Here is a 16,172-nt window from a genome sequence, read left to right as displayed (position 1 = left end):
AGCGGGCAGTGGTGAAGACAGGATCAGGAAGCCGTCTTCTGGCGCTTGAGCATCTTCTTTTTGACCCGGTCGCGCTTGAGCGGAGAGAGATAATCGACGAACAGCACTCCTTCGAGGTGATCCGCTTCGTGCTGAATGCAGTGGGCCAGCAGACCATCGGCCTCCAGCTCATAGGTCTTGCCGTTGCGATCCTGCGCCTTGAGATGCACGCGCAGGGCACGCGGCACTTCGGCGTAGTATTCCGGAATCGACAGACAGCCTTCCTGCAGCGGCTCGCGCTCCTCGCCCAACAGGGTGACCTCCGGATTGACCAGCGCCAGCGGCTGGTTTTTCTCTTCGCTGACATCCATCACGATCACGCGGCGGTGAACGTCGATCTGCGTGGCGGCCAGCCCGATCCCAGGGGCGTCATACATGGTTTCAAACATGTCATCGATCAGGCGTCGCACCTCATCGTCAACCTTGTCCACGTCCTGGGCAATCGTGCGCAGGCGGTCATCGGGATATTCGAGAATCGTCAGTAGAGCCATGTTCGTATCTGTCGTGGGGTCGCCACCACCATGCTCTGGGACCACTGGGTCAAGAAAGCCGGGGTGACGGCCGTAAATGCATGAATGGATTCACTCCGTATGGCGCCTATTGTAGTGCGCAGGCGTTGGCAACGGAACCGACCGCAGGACGAAGATGACATGAAACGGCAAGGGATGAGCCTCACCGGCCGCCACAACAGGCGAAAAGGACGCTGCACAGCACTGATGGGCGCTGCATTGGTTGCGGCGATGGGCCTGTGCGGTGCGGCCAATGCTGCGCCGTCATACGATCAGGGCGGCGTGGTCACCCTGACGCCCCGGGTGCGCTTTTTGCCGCTGGAAGCACAACGTGATCCCGTGGATGTCTCGGCCAGGGCGCAGTCATTGATGAACTATCGCGTCATCGAGGCGGGCACGCCGATGCCGCAGGCCTATGTGGTCAGCGGCAGTGAAGGGCGACTGATCAGCGGTGCCGGCGATCAGATTGTGGCGCGATACGTGCAGGGTCGCTCCGGGCAGCGCTTTGGGCTCTACACCCCGGGCATACTGCTGAAGGATGATCAGGGGGAGGTGCTGGGGCAGGTGATGATCCGTCAGGGCGTGGCGCGGCTTGAACGCTCTGGGACGCCGCTATCCACGCTCACCGTCGAGAAAAGCCCGCGTGAAGTGAGTGCCGGGACACGGCTGATGGTGCTTGATGACTGGACGCCACCGAGGCAGCTGGTGCCCTCGATGGCCCCGGCCGGGACTCGGGGCAGATTCTCGATCGCCCTGGTGCCGGGCGTATCGTGGGGCTTCGCGACATTGTGGTGATCGATCTGGGGCGTCATCAGGTCATGCCCGGCATGCGTCTTCGTGTTCAGGGTGAGCCCGAGGAGGTCACTGATCCGGTGACCGGGGAGTCGCTGGTACTCGACGGCGGCGTGCTGGGCGAGCTGATGATCGTTCGCACGTTCGAGCAGACCAGTCTGGCGCTGGTGACGCGGGCCGAGTTGCCCATGGCCACGGGTGATCGTGTGGAGACGACACTGGATGACTGAGACGACGCAGCCCTCGATGCCTCATGAGTGGCTGGCGCTGTCGATGCTGCCCCGTGTAGGGGCGCGGCGTCTTCAGGCCCTTCGACAGGCTGCTCCCGACTGGCCCGAGGGCTGGCTGGCTCGCCTGCCCTCGGAGGCCGCACAGCTCATGCGCCACTATCTTCAAATGCCCGGGCGGGGGCCTCTGCATGCCCGGGTCAATGCTGCGATGGCGTGGCTGGATCAGGGCACGCAGCATCACCTGCTGACGCCGGATCATCCCGCCTGGCCCGCCATGCTCGACGAGCTGCCGGACCCGCCTCCGGTGCTTTGGGCCTGGGGCGCGCTCGAGGCGCTGTCCCTGCCGGCGCTGGCCATCGTGGGGACGCGGCGGCCCACGCGTGAAGGGCAGGACAATGCCTGGCGGTTTGCGCGAGACATGGTCGGGGGCGGCTATGGCGTGATCAGCGGGCTGGCGCTGGGAGTGGATGGTTGCGCTCATCACGGCGCGCTGGAGGCTCGCGGTGCGACCGTTGCAGTCCTGGGCTGCGGAGTCGATGTGCTCTACCCGCGAACGCATGCCCGCCTGCGCCAGCAGTTGCTGGATCAGGGCGGGTTGCTGCTGTCCGAGCATCCACCGGGCACGCGGGCCCATCCGCAGCATTTTCCCCGGCGCAATCGGATCATTACCGGGCTGTCGCTGGGGGTGCTGGTGGTCGAGGCGGCCATGGCCAGCGGTTCGCTGGTCAGCGCCCGGCTTGCGATGGAGCAGAACCGGGAGGTATTTGCGCTGCCGGGCTCGCTGCATAACCCGCAGGCGCGCGGCTGTCTGTGGTTGATTCGTGAAGGTGCCCGGCTGGTGACCTCTTTTGATGAGATCCTGCAGGAGCTGCCCGAGCGGCAGTGGGGCGCCATGCTCCCGAGTTCCGGGAGCGAACCCGCCCGGCCCGATGCAGGCAGGGCGGATGAGTCAGCCGATGCGCCACCCCGATGTCCCGAGGACCCGCTGTGGCAATTCCTTGAAGAGACGCCCGTGCCGATCGACGTTTTGATCGAGCGTACGGGGGAGTCGATTACGACACTGCAGTCGCGCCTGCTCATGCTGGAGCTCGACGGCTGGGCCGCGCAGGTCGCCGGCGGCTGGGTCCGCAGGCTGGCATGAGATACACTGCCCGTCTGACTGGGGCAATGGTATTTACGCAGCATGTCTTCACATTTTGACTCTTCTCTCGCCCAACCAATGCTTGATGACGCTGCCACGCATCTGCGCAACGGTGGCGTTGTGGCGTACCCGACGGAAGCCGTCTGGGGGCTGGGATGTGATCCCGATAACACCGATGCGCTCAAGCGTCTTCTGACCCTCAAGGTGCGCGACCCGGCCAAGGGGTTGATTCTGGTCGCATCGAGCCTTGAACAGTTCGAGCCCTGGCTTGCCGGGCTGGATGACACACATCTTTCCCGGCTCGAGAGCAGCTGGCCCGGGCCGGTGAGCTGGCTGGTGCCGGACAACGGTCGCGCGCATCCGCTGGTACGTGGCGAGCATTCAAGCGTGGCGCTGCGGGTCAGCGATCACCCGCTGGTCCGTAAGCTGTGCGAGGCCTTTGGTGGGCCGCTGGTATCGAGTTCGGCCAATCGGGCCAGCGAGGCGCCCTGCCTGAGCGCCGAGGCAATCAGGCAGGTGTTCGATGACCGGGTGCTCGTGGTGGACGGGCCACTTGGCGGGCGAACGCGTCCCAGCGAAATCCGTGATCTGCTGACCAATGATGTGCTGCGTGACTAACCTTGCCGCCTGCCTATAACGTCAGTCATGGCCGGGGCATGGCCATGACCCTGCTGGAGAAACACCGTGTCACATGCGTATCTCGAAAGGGTGAAACGCTATCTGCTGGACTTTCAGGATCGGCTCTGCCAGTCGCTGGCCCAGGCCGATGGCCATGCTGATTTTGTGGAAGATGCCTGGACACGCGAGGATGGCGGCGGCGGCCGCTCCCGCGTGATCACCGAGGGCGCCGTGTTCGAAAAGGGCGGGGTCAACTTCTCGCATGTCTTTGGAGAAAATCTGCCGCCCTCTGCGTCGGCCGCTCGCCCCGAGCTTGCCGGGCGCAGTTTTCATGCCGTCGGGGTTTCCTGGGTCATGCATCCACATAACCCGCACCTGCCGACAACGCACGGCAACGTTCGTTTTTTCATTGCTGAAAAGGAAGGAGAAGCGCCGGTCTGGTGGTTTGGCGGCGGTATCGATCTGACGCCGTATTATCCGATGCTCGAGGATGTCATTCACTGGCACCACACTGCCCGTGAGGCCTGTGCGCCCTTTGGCGATGACGTCTACCCTCGCTACAAGCGCTGGTGCGACGAGTACTTCTACCTCAAGCATCGCGATGAAACTCGTGGTGTAGGAGGGCTTTTCTTTGATGACGTCAATGAGGAAGGGTTCGAGCAGAGCTTTGCCTTCCAGCAGGCGGTGGCCGAGGCCTTCGTGCCGGCCTATCTGCCGATCATTGAAAAACGCCAGAACATGCCTTACGGCGAGCGGGAGCGCGACTTTCAGAATTACCGACGCGGGCGCTATGTCGAGTTCAACCTCGTCTATGACCGCGGCACGCTGTTCGGCTTGCAAAGTGGCGGACGTACCGAGTCGATTCTGATGTCCATGCCGCCGGTGGCGCACTGGGCCTATCAATATCAGCCCGAAGAAGGGTCTCCCGAGGCCGAGTTGTATGCGCACTATCTGCATCCGCGTGAATGGCTCGAGGAGGCGGACCGGGCATGACCGACTTCCCCCTTTACGCCGTGTTCGGCAATCCCATCGCGCATTCGAAATCGCCGCAGATCCATTCAGGCTTTGCCGAGCAATTGGATGATCCGGTGCGATACGAAACGCGTCTGGCGCCGGTGGATGATTTTTCCGGCCACTGGCGTGCCTTTCTGAAGGAGGGTGGGCGGGGTGCGAATGTCACTGTCCCCTTCAAGGAGCAGGCGACAGCGCTGGCGGATCGGTTGAGTGACCGGGCGCGTCAGGCCGGTGCCGTCAATACGCTGGTCGTGGGTGAGCATGGCGAGATTGTTGGCGACAATACGGATGGTGCCGGGCTGCTGCTGGATCTGGAGCGACTGGGCGCGCCACTGACCGATGCGCGCATTCTGGTGCTGGGGGCAGGCGGTGCCGTGCGTGGGGTAATCAAGCCTCTGCTGGCGACCCGTCCGTCGGAACTTGTCATGGCCAATCGGACGGTGGAAAAGGCCACCGGGCTTGCCGAGCTGTTCAGGGCGCACGGCGACATCCGGGGCTGCGGATTTGAAGACATCGAAGGGCGTTTTGACCTGGTCATCAATGCCACCAGTGCCAGCCTGTCCGGCGAATTGCCACCGCTGCCGGCAACGCTATTCAATGAAGGAGCGCTGGCCTACGACATGATGTATGGCGCTGCGCTCACTGTCTTTCTTGAATGGGCCCACACCCATGGCGTGCGCTGCGCCGATGGGCTGGGCATGCTGGTAGGACAGGCGGCCGAAGCCTGGTATCAGTGGCGCGGCACGCGCCCCGATACCACGCCGATACTGGAAGCGCTGCGGGCCGATCTTCGCTGATCGGCCCGGCCGGCATCAGGAGCTGATACTGCCGCAGTTCGGATCATGACCTGCAGCATGTGCCTGCTCGGAGAGCTTGATCGCACTCTGCATACGACCTTCAAGGGCCTTGCTACGCTCACCATCGTTGGGGTGGGTCGAGGCCCAGGTCGGCGGTCCGCCCTTTGATGCGGCTGACATGTTCTGCCACAGGGCAATGCTGGCCCTTGGATCAAAGCCTGCTCGTGCCATCAAATCCAGACCCAGCAGGTCGGCTTCGCTCTCCTGACGGCGGGAGTAGGGCAGCAACACTCCATACTGGGCGCCGGCACCCAGAAGCTGGGCCAGCGCACTGCTGCCCGTCACGGACTGCACCACCCCAAGGCCGGTGCTGGTCAGCGACTGGGTCGAGCTGCGCTCGTTGGCATGATGGGCCAGTACGTGGGCCATCTCGTGGCCGACCACCGTGGCAATCTGATCCTGGTTTTTCGCCACACTCATCAGCCCTGTATTAATGACGACGTAGCCGCCTGGCAGGGCAAAGGCGTTGGGTTCGTCATCCTGATAAACGCCGACGGTCCATTTTGACGGGCCCTGTCCTTCGGGCAGCGTATCGATAATGGCATCGGCAATACAGGTCACATATTTTCCGTCACGGCCGGTGGCCTGCTTGTGACTCTGGCGGTACTCCTCAAAGGCCTTCTGGCCTTGCTGATCGATGTCGTTGCTGTCAAACAGCGATAGCTGGGAGCGTCCCAGTGGTGAGGTGGTGCAGGCACTCAGGCCAAGGCTCAGGGTCAGTGCACTCAGCACGGTCTTGCGCATCATGAACGGCAAAACTCCTGTAAGGATTCGATGGGCCCGACTGGACGCATGCCAAAGCGGCACGCCAGGATAGCGGGGTCATGTCACATGACAGCATAACCTGATGCGGAGCAATACATGAATGAGCAGTTGAGCACACGTCTTCTGAATCTGCTGGATCGGCTGGAACCCTTGTTGCCGCCCGAGCAGGCCCCCATCGACTGGTCACGTGATATTGCCGCGCTGTGGCAGCGTCATGCGCTGGGTGGGCGGCTGACGCCGGTGGCGCCCCGTGACAGTGTCAGCGTCGACGAGCTGATTGGTATCGAGTCCCAGAAAAGCGCGCTGGTCGACAATACCCGTACGTTTTTACGCGGGCGGCCGGCCAACCATGCGTTGCTGTGGGGCGCGCGAGGCACCGGCAAGTCATCGCTGATCCGGGCGCTGATCAATGACCTGGCAGATGAAGGGCTGCGCCTGATTCAGGTCGACCGGCATGACCTTGTAGGGCTGCCGACACTGGTACAGACGCTTCGAGGCAGTGATTATCGCTTTGTCGTTTATTGTGACGATCTGTCCTTTGAAGGCAGTGATGATGCCTACAAGGCGCTCAAGAGTGTACTGGATGGCACCCTGACCGGCCCGCCGGACAATGTATTGCTCTATGCCACCTCCAATCGGCGACATCTGCTGCCCGAAAGCATGAGCGATAATAACGATACGCAGGTCGTGGGGGGCGAGATTCATCATGGCGACGCCGTGGAGGAAAAGATTTCGCTCTCTGACCGTTTTGGGCTGTGGCTGTCGTTTTATCCGTTCGATCAGGACACCTATCTGCGAACCTGTGCGCACTGGGTGGCCCATCTGGGAGGGCAGTTCGATGAGGCCGCCGAGGCCGAAGCGCGCCGATTTGCGCTGGCTCGTGGCGTGCGCAGTGGTCGCGCCGCCTGGCAGTTCGCCATCGCCTGGACCGGACGCGAGCTCGGCATCGACAACGACACGGCCATCTAAACCCGGGCTGAAAGCCTCGGGCACTCACCCCGCTTGTGCGGTGATCGATGCCATACTCGGGGTTCAATCACAGGGAGTGAAACAATGAAAATAATGACAACAGCGGTGATGGTCCTGTTGATGGGGATGGCCACCGCACCGGTCATGGCCGACGCCGTCGAACAAGGCAATAGCGAGCAGAGTGCGTCGACTCAGGGCGAGCGCCTCTCCGGCAGTGCCATTCGAGACAGGGTGATGGGCCATCGCGTGACCGGTGCCATGGTAGACGGCAGCCAATATAGCGAGGCCTACCGGGTCGATGGCACCATTGAAGGGAAAGATTACACCGGCCAGTCCACGATCAGGGGCGATCAGATGTGTCTTGATTACGGCAGCGGTGACACCACCTGCTATCAGATCCGCATGCTGGATGATCAGCACATCGAGTGGCTTCTCGATGGCGAGGTGGTCGGTGAAGGGACCATAAGCTCCATTCAGTGAGATTGGGCTGAACACGAATGTCAAAACCGGCGCCTGCGCGCCGGTTTTTTCATGCCTCGGGGATGTCGGGCTTTCCTGAGGGCAGGGAAGCTGGCGCAGGTTCAAATGCTGGCGCCGCGTTGTCCGGCGAGGCTGAATCGGCAGATATGGGCAGTCCCGGTAGGCTGTGTTGTTCCGAGGGGCCTGAAATATCAAGCGTAATGGTCGGTGCCGGTATCATTCGTGCCATGTCGCTGTCCAGTCGCGGCGTCAGTGACAGGGTGCTACCGGGAGGTAGCTGCTCTCGATTGACCAGCTGCTGCGCCAGGGCCAGAAGCTTCTGGTTATAGGTGGTGCCTTCTCGCTCGGGCGTGTCAGGAAAAAGGTTCACCGGCAGGCGCAGGGTGGCCTGCTCGCCACCGCGAAGGGCAACGGGGTCATCCACGTCGCCGCTGACCGGCTCGGCCCCGGGGACCATGAGCTGCCAGGCGTAACCGGCCAGATTGATGTCGGGCGCGGCGTCCGGCGGTGTCAGAGACAGGGGCAACTCCAAGCTGACCGGCATGCCGGCCATATCAAGCCCTGCCTTTGCCAGTGCCATGGGTTCCAGCGTCAGGGCATCGACGGGGACAGCCCAGCGGCCGATGCGAACATTTTCCACCCCCATCGACTGCAGTGCCAGCCGCCCCAGCATGAAGCTGGCCTGTGGCAGTGCCAGACAGCCGGCCAGTGACAGCGTAGCTGCCATCAGCAGGGCCGGGCGATATCGAAATTTCCCCTGTCTCATCATGGACTCCCTTCAGGGAAGCATTGAATGAACGCTTCCTGATGCAAGTCTGACCTGGATCGAATGCAATGTCATACCAGGTCATCACGATAAGAGGACTGACAGCTTTTAGCGCCGGTTCTTGCGAGCTTCCCTGGTACGCGCGAGCTGGCGAGCCTTGGCCTTTTCGCGATCGCTGTCGCCGCTGTTCTTGTCGTAGGGATTGTCGCCGGAGCGGAATTCAAACCGGATCGGGGTGCCCTTGACCTTGAGCACCTTGCGGAAGGTGTTGATCAAAAAGCGCTTGTAGGCTTCGGGCAGGGCATTGGTCTGGTTGCCGTGTACCACGATCAGTGGTGGGTTGGCGCCGCCCTGATGCGCCATGCGCAGCTTGATGCGGCGACCGTTGACCAGCGGCGGCTGATGCTCGCTGACCGCATCCTGCAAAAGCGTCGTTAGACGATTGGTGGACCATCGTGCCGTAGCGGAGGCAAAGGCGCGATCAATGGAGGGATAAAGATCACCTACCGCCGTGCCATGAAGCGCCGAAATGAAATGCAGATCGGCGTAGTCGGCAAAGCCCAGGCGTCGTTTGATGTCGGCACGCATTTTCTCACGCGCTTCCTGCTCGAGCCCGTCCCACTTGTTGACCGCCAGTACCAGGGCGCGCCCTGTGGTCAGGACGTAATCCAGCAGATGCAGGTCCTGCTCGACCAGTCCGGTGCGGGCATCAAGCACCACGATGGCGACATTGCACTCCTTGATGGCGTCCAGCGTCTTGATGATCGAGAACTTCTCGGCCGCCAGGCTGATGTTCTTGCGGCGTCGCACGCCGGCCGTGTCGATCAGTACATAGGGCTTGCCGCGGCGCTCGAAGGGGATTTCGATGGCATCGCGGGTGGTGCCGGCCTCGTCAAAGACCACCACGCGTTCCTCGCCCAGGAGTCGATTGACCAGGGTGGACTTGCCCACATTGGGGCGTCCGACCACTCCAATGCGAATGCCGTTGGCGACCAGGTCCGGGTGCGTCTCTTCACTGACCTCGGGGAAGGGCTCGAGTACATGCTCGATCAGGGTCGTGACGTTACGCCCATGGGCGGCGGCAATGGCGTGCGGATCACCCAGTCCCAGCGCCCAGAAATCGGCGGTGGCAATCTCTTCCTGCAGACCGTCGCTCTTGTTGACCACAAGCCAGGTCTTTTTCTGATTGACGCGCAGATGGTTGGCGATGGCCTCATCGGCCGGCATGATCCCGGCACGAGCATCGACCATGAAAAAGACGATGTCGGCTTCATCGATGGCCAGCAGCGACTGTTCCGCCATGGCCGCGTCGATGCCCATCTCATCACCGCTGATACCGCCGGTATCAATGACCGTATAGGGCTTGTCGCCCAGTTGGCCGTTGCCATAGTGGCGGTCGCGAGTCAGGCCGGGGAAGTCTGCGACGATGGCATCGCGCGTGCGCGTCAGCCGATTGAATAGCGTGGATTTGCCGACATTGGGTCGGCCGACAAGTGCGATAACGGGATTCATGAGGGTCCTGCACGATAAGAGGGAGCGGGCTGTCGGCTTATTGGGGGACAGCGCTGATACCGTCCGTCCTGATCGAACCATTCTAACCCGAAAGACGGCGGTATTCGAAATGTGTGAAACGCCTGGTCAGGCGCGGATGATAAACGAACGGGCCTTCCGGTCGATCACCGGAAGACCCGTCATGACGACATGGTCGGAAACGTCTTATGACGCCTTGCCTATATCCTTGAGGGCATAGCCGATCAGTTCACCGTCATTGGTCAGTACGAAGACATGCTCGCCATCGGTCAGCGGGGTGATACTGATGCCGTCACCGCCGGGATGGGCACGACCTTCCTGCTCTCCGCTCTGGGCATCGATCACGTGAAGATAACCCTGATAGTCGCCGACCACCAGCTTGTTATCGACAAATACCGGTGCGCTCAGCGATCGGCCTTCCAGCGCGTCCTGATTCCAGATGACACGGCCGTTGTTGGCATCGATCGCCATGATATGGCTGTCGGCGGTGACGGTGAAGAGGTAATCACCCACCAGCACCGGGGTGTGGTAGCTGGACTGTTCTCGCTCCCAGATCGGCTGGCCATTGCGGGCATCAAGTGCCATGACGCGACCGTTATAGCTGGTCACGAACAGACGACCATCCCTGGTCAATACAGGCTGACCGTCAAGGTCCACCAGCTGCTCGACTTCGGTACGACCCTGAGGCACGGCAACGCGCAGGTCCCAAAGCTGCTGGCCGCTGCGGTTATCGAAGGCGGCCAGGCGGCCATTGGCAAAGCCGGCAAAGGAGACCGGGTCGATGGTCCGCGGTGCACCGGTGCCCCGCAGGGTCAATGCCGGCTGTGAGGAGGCATACAGCCACTGCTCGTCACCGGTAAAGCGATCCAGCGCCGTCAGCGTGCCATCCACGCTCTGTACTACGACCTGGCCGCTGTTGAGCTGGGGCGGAGCAATGACTTCACTGGACACCCGTGAGCGCCAGACGATGTCACCGTTGTCTTCACTGAAGACGATGACCTCGCCATTGCGCGTGCCGGCGAAGAGCTGGCCACTGTCCGCTGTCAGGCCGCTGGAAATGGGCGTCTCCAGACGCTTTTCCCATTTGATCTGACCGTTATTGCGGTTGATGGCCTTGATGTTGCCTTCGGCATCGCTGGCATAGATCGTATCGCCCGAGATGGCCGGAGTGATCGGGTAGCGTGCTCGGGTCAGCGAACCGATACCATCCGACCACATGCCTTCGACCTTGACGGTCTGATCAATGCTGGTCAGTTCGCGTGGCTGGGTGCCGGTCTGGACATTGCCGGAGCAGCCCGCCAGCACCACCAGTGAGGTCGCGCACAGCAGGGCGCCCAGCGGTTTTGCCATCAGCGCGACGCGCTTGAGACCCGAATGTGAAAAAGAGCCGTTTTCAAGCGTGCTCATGAAGCCTCCTGAGGCGCCAGATCATCGAGTTTGAGTTGTATGCCGGAGAGCTGCTGATCGTGCTCACGAGCCAGATTGACGGCATTTTGCCAGGCACTGCGCGCTTCATCGGTATTGCCCAGTGCCAGTTCAATATCGCCTCGAATTTCCGCCCCGCGAGCGCTCATGGCCTCGGGCAGTTGCAGGCTCTCAAGCGTGCCAAGGGCTTCTTCGGCATTATCCTGGCCCAGCTGCACGCGCGCCAGTTCCAGGCCGGCCAGTGCCCGGATCTCGTCACGATCGCTGCTCTTGCGGACATCATTCAGCGCACGTTCGGCGGCGGGCAGATCGTTGGCATCTACCGCCAGACGCGCCTGAATCATGCCGGCCAAGTCGGCATACAGGGTATCGCCGTGCTGGTCACGAATGGCATCAATGATGCTCTGTGCGGCCTGACGGCCGCTGTCATCCAGGCTGTCCTGTGAGGTCAGCTGAATCAGCTGCTGGTACTGAAGCGAGGCCGCCTCTGACTGTGACTGCTGATGATCCTGCCACCAGTGCCAGGCAAAAAGACCAACGGCAGCAATGATGATGCCGCCCAGAATCGGCTTGGCGTAGTTGTGCCAGAGTCGTTTGGCAGCCGCCAGCTGATCGTCTTCTTCGTGAATATTCAACTGATCCGCCACGTGCGGCACTCCTGTAGGTTCGGTCTCATGGCAGTGTCTGCCCGGGTAATCGAAAAGCCGCTAGGCCTGGGTCGCAAGGCCGCTGTCAGCCGGACGCTCGTCCATCCAGCGCGCAAGTCGGTCGACCAGCGCGTCGACGGCGACCTGCCGCTGAGGCTCTTCACCCCGCAGGTCCTTGAGCGTCACCGTGCCGGCGGCCAGCTCGTCTTCGCCGAGCATGACGGCAAAGCGGGCGCGGCTCTTGTCAGCTTTCTTGAGCTGGCTCTTGAAGCTGCCGCCACCGCAGTGTACCTGTGCACGAAGCATGGGCAAGCGGCTGCGTAGGGTTTCACCCAGCACCAGCAGTTGTGTGTCGACCCCTTCGCCCTGACCCATCAGGTAGACATCCAAAATGTCTTCGGCCGCCTTCGGTACCAGCTCCAGCGTCTCCAAAAGCAGGATCAGACGTTCAACGCCCATGGCAAAGCCCACCGCCGGAGTAGACTTGCCGCCCAGTTGCTCGACCAGGCCGTCGTAGCGCCCGCCGGCACAGACGGTGCCCTGGCTGCCCAGTGCCGTGGTCGTCCATTCAAAGACCGTGCGGCTGTAGTAGTCCATGCCGCGTACCAGACGCGTGTTGATGACGTACTGAATGCCCAGAGTGTCGAGTTTCTGTTTGATCGCGTCAAAATGCTCGACCGAGGCTTCATCAAGATGATCGATAAGCTTCGGTGCAGCCTCGATCATGGCCTGCATGTCTGGGTTCTTGCTATCGAGAATGCGCAGCGGATTGCTGTTCAGACGGCGGCGAGAATCTTCGTCAAGCTGGTCGAGATGTTCATTGAAGTAGTCGACCAGCCTGGCACGGTAGGCATGACGCGCTTCGAGTGAGCCCAGTGAGTTGATCTCGAGCTGGACGTGATCGATCAGACCCAGAGCCCGCCAGAGACGGGCAGACAGGGCAATGACTTCGACATCAATGTCCGGTCCTTCCAGGCCAAGAACTTCCACGCCCACCTGATGAAACTGACGATAGCGGCCCTTCTGGGGGCGCTCGTGGCGAAACATCGGACCGGCGTACCAGAGCCTGTGGGTCTGATTGTGAAGCAGCCCATTTTCGATGGCGGCACGCACCACCGATGCCGTACCTTCCGGGCGCAGGGAGAGGCTGTCACCGTTGCGATCGTCAAAGGTATACATTTCCTTTTCGACGATATCGGTGACTTCTCCGATGGAGCGCTTGAAAAGTGCCGTCTGCTCAAGCACCGGGGTACGCATTTCCAGGTAACCGTACTGTGCCATGAGCTGGCGTACGTGCTGTTCGAAATACTGCCAGAGCGGTGAGCGCTCGGGCAGCAGGTCATTCATGCCTCGGATGGCCTGTAATTTACTGGACATTGATGTTTTATCGCTGCATTTCAAAAAGGGGCCCGAGCTTCAGGCGCGGGTGATGACGTCTTTCTCTTCGGCTTCCTTGCGCGCCACGCGCTCCCGAATCAGCCTCTCGAGATCATCCACAAGATGGTCGTTGCGCAGCTTCTGGGCTGGCTTGCCGTCGATATAGATCAGGTTGGCCGGGCTGCCGCCGGTCAGGCCGATGTCGGTTTCCTTGGCCTCACCCGGGCCGTTGACCACACAGCCAATGACCGAGACGTTCAGCGGCGTCATGATGTCTTCCAGGCGCTCTTCAAGCTGATTCATGGTGCCGATGACATCAAAGTTCTGTCGCGAACAGCTCGGGCAGGCAATGAAGTTGATGCCGCGCGAGCGCAGTTTCAGGCTCTTGAGGATATCGTAACCGACCTTGATCTCCTCGACCGGGTCAGCGGCCAGCGAGATACGCAGGGTATCACCGATGCCATCCATCAACAGCGCCCCCAGACCGATCGAGGACTTGACCGTGCCGCCGCGCAGGCCGCCGGCTTCAGTGATGCCTAGGTGCAGGGGCTGATCGATCTGGGTGGCAATCTGGCGATAGGCGTCAACGGCCATGAAGACATCGCTGGCCTTGAGCGAAATCTTGTATTCCTGAAAGTCCAGACGATCGAGATAATCGATGTGACGCATGGCCGATTCGACCAGCGCCGCTGGCGTCGGTTCGCCATATTTTTTCTGCAGGTCCTTTTCAAGCGAGCCTGCATTGACGCCGATGCGAATCGGAATGCCGTTGTCCCGTGCGGCCTGAACCACGGCATGTACGCGATCTTCGCGACCGATATTGCCGGGGTTGATGCGCAGACAGTCCGCGCCCAGTTCAGCCACGCGCAGGGCAATGCGATAGTCAAAATGGATATCGGTGACCAGCGGCACGGAAGTGCGCTGCTTGATCTTTCCGAACGCCTCGGCGCAATCCATATCCGGTACCGAGACGCGCACGATATCGCCGCCGGCGGCGGCAATACGCTCGATCTGCTCGACCGTGGCGTCGACGTCCAGCGTATTGGTATTGGTCATGCTTTGTACGGAGATGGGCGCGTCGCCACCCACGGGCACATTGCCGACGTGGATCTGGCGCGACTTGCGACGTACGATCGGGGACTGGCTAATCATGATAAATCACTCCCCCAGGGTAAAGCGGGCAACGTTGCTGCTGCCGGCGTGTTGGGACATGTCAACGCGTTCGCCTCTGTAATCAATGGTGACCTGATTGGCATTACCTACCGTCAGGCGAAAGGGCGGCACGCCTTCGATCGTGGCGGTGGTGCCACCCTGCTGCAGTCCGCGCAGGACGGTGGTGCCATTGGCATCACGAACATCGACCCACGACTCGCCGCCAAAATTCATTTTTACGCTACGGCCGCTGGCCACCGGGTCGGACGGTGTGTCCTCATCACTGGCAGTATCTACCAGTCCACCGGTGGCGCCATTGCGACCTTCAGGCGTATCGACCTGGAGACTGCCCGGCTCGGGGATGCCATCATCGTCACCTTTGGCGATCTGAGCAGCCAGTGCCGTATCGACCGGTGCGCCGTCGATCATGTTACCCGAGCCGCTGGCCGATGTGTTATCCACAGCGGGTTGCGCTTCAGGTGTCGGAGGAAGGTCAGGATCATTGGCGCTGTCCGGCGGTGCTGTATCCTGTTCGAGCATGGCGGTGTCATCGCCATAGCCCGGTGCGCTTTCACGACCTTCCCACCATAGCAGGGTCATGACTGCCAGAATAATCACGACGGCTATCGTGACCACCCTGAACGCGATGGTGCCGGTGCGAGAAGGGGGCTTGATGCTGCTGATGGGCGCCACGCGCCGTTCATCCAGATCGCTTCGGCCATGAACATGGTCATAGGCGGCCACAATCATGCGGTCATCGATTCCCAGCAGGCGCGCGTAGGCCCGCAGATAGCCACGACGATAAGTGGGTATCGGAATCTGTTCGTAATTGTCACGTTCCATGTCCGCGACCAGAGATGGACGCAGGTTCAGCTGTTCGGCGGCATCTTCCAGATGCAGGCGCTGACGTTCGCGTTCCTCGCGCAGCATTTCACCGGCGCCCGGCTCTCCGGCGGGAGAGATATGCTGTTCGCTCATGCAGAAAATTCCTTGTTCGGTCGTGGCACGAAATGATCCTTTTCCGGCGTTTGACGCAGGCACGCCTTATCCATCATGTGATGCTCCGTCAGAAAGCTGCCGAGAAAGCTGGAGACTCTCATCGGTATGACCGGCAAGCTGAACGTAGTGATCGAGGGCGTCACGAGCGGCATTCATCTGGTGCTGTTGATACTGTATTTGTGCAAGCCCCAGCCATGCGCGCGGCAGGCGCTCTTCCAGCTGCAGGGCCCGCTGATAGGCGGCCAGTGCGGTGTCACTTTCGCCCTGACGCTGACGACACCGGCCCAGATTGGCAAACAGCTGGGCGCGACGCTCATAAAGCAGATCCGTGGTGGCCTGCTCGAGCTGTTCGCAGGCCTGTGGAATCCTGTTCTGACTGAACAGGAAAGCCGCGTAATTATTGCGTGCCTGTGTAAACGGGCTGCGCGCGCTCAAGGCGCGCTGAAAATACTGATCGGCACTTGCAGGTTCGCCCTGACGCTGATAGATCAGGGCCAGCCCCTGAAGGGCATCGGGGTCATTGGCAGAAAGGTCGATGGCGCGAATAAAAGCCTGCTGCGCACGCTCGAGATCATCTCGCTGCAGATAGGCCATGCCCAGCCGGGTATAGGCTGTGGTAGGTGATTCCTCGGAGAATGCTGCCGGATCGCGACTGTGGCTGGCACAGCCTGAAAGCATCGTGACGGTCAGTAGCAGCGCCGTCACGATCAGCGATGTCTTGAGGGTGCAGCGCAAGTGACTCATCGACTTCCTGACGTGATGAACATTTCCGGATCTGTCCAATATTAGCGAAAGCGTTGACCATCAAAGCGCTGCCACTCCACCAAGTCAAGTCGATAACCGGTGGGGCGGGGTGAGCAGA

General features: G+C 61.2%; 18 protein-coding genes. 8 read left to right on the top strand and 10 right to left on the bottom strand.

Annotation, left to right across the window (positions count from 1 at the left end; translation table 11 throughout):
- Positions 1 to 23: 23 nt before the first annotated feature.
- Positions 24 to 530: a peptide deformylase gene (gene def, locus B9H00_RS04935; RefSeq protein WP_086899705.1), complete on the bottom strand. Its 507-nt coding sequence runs from the start codon at positions 528 to 530 to the stop codon at positions 24 to 26.
- 159 nt (positions 531 to 689) lie between these two features.
- On the opposite strand from def, the gene B9H00_RS04930 reads away from it, so the two are divergent.
- From B9H00_RS04930 to aroE, 6 genes are all read left to right on the top strand, one after another.
- Entirely contained in the window at positions 690 to 1,343 is a 654-nt protein-coding gene (locus B9H00_RS04930; protein WP_157663184.1) for a hypothetical protein, read from the top strand.
- On the top strand, positions 1,319 to 1,570 hold the full coding sequence (locus B9H00_RS04925) for a hypothetical protein (RefSeq protein ID WP_086899703.1): 252 nt from the start codon (positions 1,319 to 1,321) through the stop codon (positions 1,568 to 1,570). Before B9H00_RS04930 ends, B9H00_RS04925 begins: the two co-directional genes overlap by 25 nt.
- Positions 1,563 to 2,711 (top strand): DNA-processing protein DprA, encoded by a 1,149-nt coding sequence (gene dprA, locus B9H00_RS04920; protein WP_236944357.1) that lies wholly within the window; start codon positions 1,563 to 1,565, stop codon positions 2,709 to 2,711. Before B9H00_RS04925 ends, dprA begins: the two co-directional genes overlap by 8 nt.
- Positions 2,712 to 2,753: 42 nt before the next feature.
- Complete coding sequence (locus tag B9H00_RS04915; RefSeq protein ID WP_236944356.1) at positions 2,754 to 3,329, top strand: L-threonylcarbamoyladenylate synthase; 576 nt, start codon at positions 2,754 to 2,756, stop codon at positions 3,327 to 3,329.
- 66 nt (positions 3,330 to 3,395) lie between these two features.
- Positions 3,396 to 4,322 carry an oxygen-dependent coproporphyrinogen oxidase gene (hemF, locus tag B9H00_RS04910; protein WP_086899701.1) on the top strand — a complete coding sequence of 309 codons (927 nt, stop codon included), beginning with the start codon at positions 3,396 to 3,398 and terminating at the stop codon, positions 4,320 to 4,322.
- A complete protein-coding gene (gene aroE, locus B9H00_RS04905) occupies positions 4,319 to 5,140 on the top strand; it encodes a shikimate dehydrogenase (RefSeq protein WP_086899700.1) in 822 nt (273 codons plus the stop codon). Before hemF ends, aroE begins: the two co-directional genes overlap by 4 nt.
- A gap of 15 nt (positions 5,141 to 5,155) precedes the next feature.
- On the opposite strand, the gene B9H00_RS04900 is transcribed toward aroE, so the two are convergent.
- Complete coding sequence (locus tag B9H00_RS04900; protein WP_086899699.1) at positions 5,156 to 5,947, bottom strand: M48 family metallopeptidase; 792 nt, start codon at positions 5,945 to 5,947, stop codon at positions 5,156 to 5,158.
- A 114-nt stretch (positions 5,948 to 6,061) separates the two neighbouring features.
- Between B9H00_RS04900 and B9H00_RS04895 the strand changes: the two genes are divergently transcribed.
- Positions 6,062 to 6,934 carry an ATP-binding protein gene (locus B9H00_RS04895; RefSeq protein WP_086899698.1) on the top strand — a complete coding sequence of 291 codons (873 nt, stop codon included), beginning with the start codon at positions 6,062 to 6,064 and terminating at the stop codon, positions 6,932 to 6,934.
- An 84-nt stretch (positions 6,935 to 7,018) separates the two neighbouring features.
- A complete protein-coding gene (locus B9H00_RS04890) occupies positions 7,019 to 7,414 on the top strand; it encodes a hypothetical protein (protein ID WP_147376542.1) in 396 nt (131 codons plus the stop codon).
- A 49-nt stretch (positions 7,415 to 7,463) separates the two neighbouring features.
- On the opposite strand, the gene B9H00_RS04885 is transcribed toward B9H00_RS04890, so the two are convergent.
- The 8 genes from B9H00_RS04885 to pilW all read right to left on the bottom strand — a co-directional run bounded on the left by B9H00_RS04885 (position 7,464) and on the right by pilW (position 16,054).
- On the bottom strand, positions 7,464 to 8,183 hold the full coding sequence (locus B9H00_RS04885; RefSeq protein WP_086899696.1) for a hypothetical protein: 720 nt from the start codon (positions 8,181 to 8,183) through the stop codon (positions 7,464 to 7,466).
- Between the two features lie 105 nt (positions 8,184 to 8,288).
- Positions 8,289 to 9,692 (bottom strand): ribosome biogenesis GTPase Der, encoded by a 1,404-nt coding sequence (gene der, locus B9H00_RS04880; protein WP_086899695.1) that lies wholly within the window; start codon positions 9,690 to 9,692, stop codon positions 8,289 to 8,291.
- A 204-nt stretch (positions 9,693 to 9,896) separates the two neighbouring features.
- The gene (gene bamB, locus B9H00_RS04875) at positions 9,897 to 11,117 is read right to left on the bottom strand and encodes an outer membrane protein assembly factor BamB (RefSeq protein WP_322788266.1); all 1,221 of its coding nucleotides are present in this window, start codon (positions 11,115 to 11,117) and stop codon (positions 9,897 to 9,899) included.
- Positions 11,114 to 11,782 (bottom strand): YfgM family protein, encoded by a 669-nt coding sequence (locus B9H00_RS04870; RefSeq protein WP_157663183.1) that lies wholly within the window; start codon positions 11,780 to 11,782, stop codon positions 11,114 to 11,116. The genes bamB and B9H00_RS04870 overlap by 4 nt, the downstream gene beginning before the upstream one ends.
- Positions 11,783 to 11,842: 60 nt before the next feature.
- Entirely contained in the window at positions 11,843 to 13,159 is a 1,317-nt protein-coding gene (gene hisS, locus B9H00_RS04865; protein WP_086899693.1) for a histidine--tRNA ligase, read from the bottom strand.
- Positions 13,160 to 13,198: 39 nt separating this feature from the next.
- Positions 13,199 to 14,311 (bottom strand): flavodoxin-dependent (E)-4-hydroxy-3-methylbut-2-enyl-diphosphate synthase, encoded by a 1,113-nt coding sequence (ispG, locus tag B9H00_RS04860; RefSeq protein WP_086899692.1) that lies wholly within the window; start codon positions 14,309 to 14,311, stop codon positions 13,199 to 13,201.
- 6 nt (positions 14,312 to 14,317) lie between these two features.
- Complete coding sequence (locus B9H00_RS04855; RefSeq protein ID WP_086899691.1) at positions 14,318 to 15,289, bottom strand: RodZ domain-containing protein; 972 nt, start codon at positions 15,287 to 15,289, stop codon at positions 14,318 to 14,320.
- 66 nt (positions 15,290 to 15,355) lie between these two features.
- On the bottom strand, positions 15,356 to 16,054 hold the full coding sequence (pilW, locus tag B9H00_RS04850) for a type IV pilus biogenesis/stability protein PilW (RefSeq protein ID WP_086899690.1): 699 nt from the start codon (positions 16,052 to 16,054) through the stop codon (positions 15,356 to 15,358).
- Positions 16,055 to 16,172 lie beyond the last annotated feature (118 nt).

The organism is Kushneria marisflavi (assembly GCF_002157205.1).
GTDB lineage: Bacteria > Pseudomonadota > Gammaproteobacteria > Pseudomonadales > Halomonadaceae > Kushneria > Kushneria marisflavi.
The sequence above is the reverse complement of the archived record's forward strand: the minus strand, read 5'-3'. Positions and strand labels throughout refer to the sequence as shown.

Excerpts from the sequence above, each read along its gene's own strand:
- B9H00_RS04900 (WP_086899699.1), bottom strand. The coding sequence starts at position 5,947 with ATGATGCGCAAGACCGTGCTGAGTGCACTGACCCTGAGCCTTGGCCTG.
- B9H00_RS04855 (WP_086899691.1), bottom strand. The coding sequence starts at position 15,289 with ATGAGCGAACAGCATATCTCTCCCGCCGGAGAGCCGGGCGCCGGTGAA.
- der (WP_086899695.1), bottom strand. The coding sequence starts at position 9,692 with ATGAATCCCGTTATCGCACTTGTCGGCCGACCCAATGTCGGCAAATCC.
- aroE (WP_086899700.1), top strand. The coding sequence starts at position 4,319 with ATGACCGACTTCCCCCTTTACGCCGTGTTCGGCAATCCCATCGCGCAT.
- pilW (WP_086899690.1), bottom strand. The coding sequence starts at position 16,054 with ATGAGTCACTTGCGCTGCACCCTCAAGACATCGCTGATCGTGACGGCG.
- ispG (WP_086899692.1), bottom strand. The coding sequence starts at position 14,311 with ATGATTAGCCAGTCCCCGATCGTACGTCGCAAGTCGCGCCAGATCCAC.
- B9H00_RS04915 (WP_236944356.1), top strand. The coding sequence starts at position 2,754 with ATGTCTTCACATTTTGACTCTTCTCTCGCCCAACCAATGCTTGATGAC.
- bamB (WP_322788266.1), bottom strand. The coding sequence starts at position 11,117 with ATGAGCACGCTTGAAAACGGCTCTTTTTCACATTCGGGTCTCAAGCGC.
- hisS (WP_086899693.1), bottom strand. The coding sequence starts at position 13,159 with ATGTCCAGTAAATTACAGGCCATCCGAGGCATGAATGACCTGCTGCCC.
- def (WP_086899705.1), bottom strand. The coding sequence starts at position 530 with ATGGCTCTACTGACGATTCTCGAATATCCCGATGACCGCCTGCGCACG.
- dprA (WP_236944357.1), top strand. The coding sequence starts at position 1,563 with ATGACTGAGACGACGCAGCCCTCGATGCCTCATGAGTGGCTGGCGCTG.
- B9H00_RS04890 (WP_147376542.1), top strand. The coding sequence starts at position 7,019 with ATGAAAATAATGACAACAGCGGTGATGGTCCTGTTGATGGGGATGGCC.
- B9H00_RS04895 (WP_086899698.1), top strand. The coding sequence starts at position 6,062 with ATGAATGAGCAGTTGAGCACACGTCTTCTGAATCTGCTGGATCGGCTG.
- B9H00_RS04930 (WP_157663184.1), top strand. The coding sequence starts at position 690 with ATGAAACGGCAAGGGATGAGCCTCACCGGCCGCCACAACAGGCGAAAA.
- B9H00_RS04885 (WP_086899696.1), bottom strand. The coding sequence starts at position 8,183 with ATGATGAGACAGGGGAAATTTCGATATCGCCCGGCCCTGCTGATGGCA.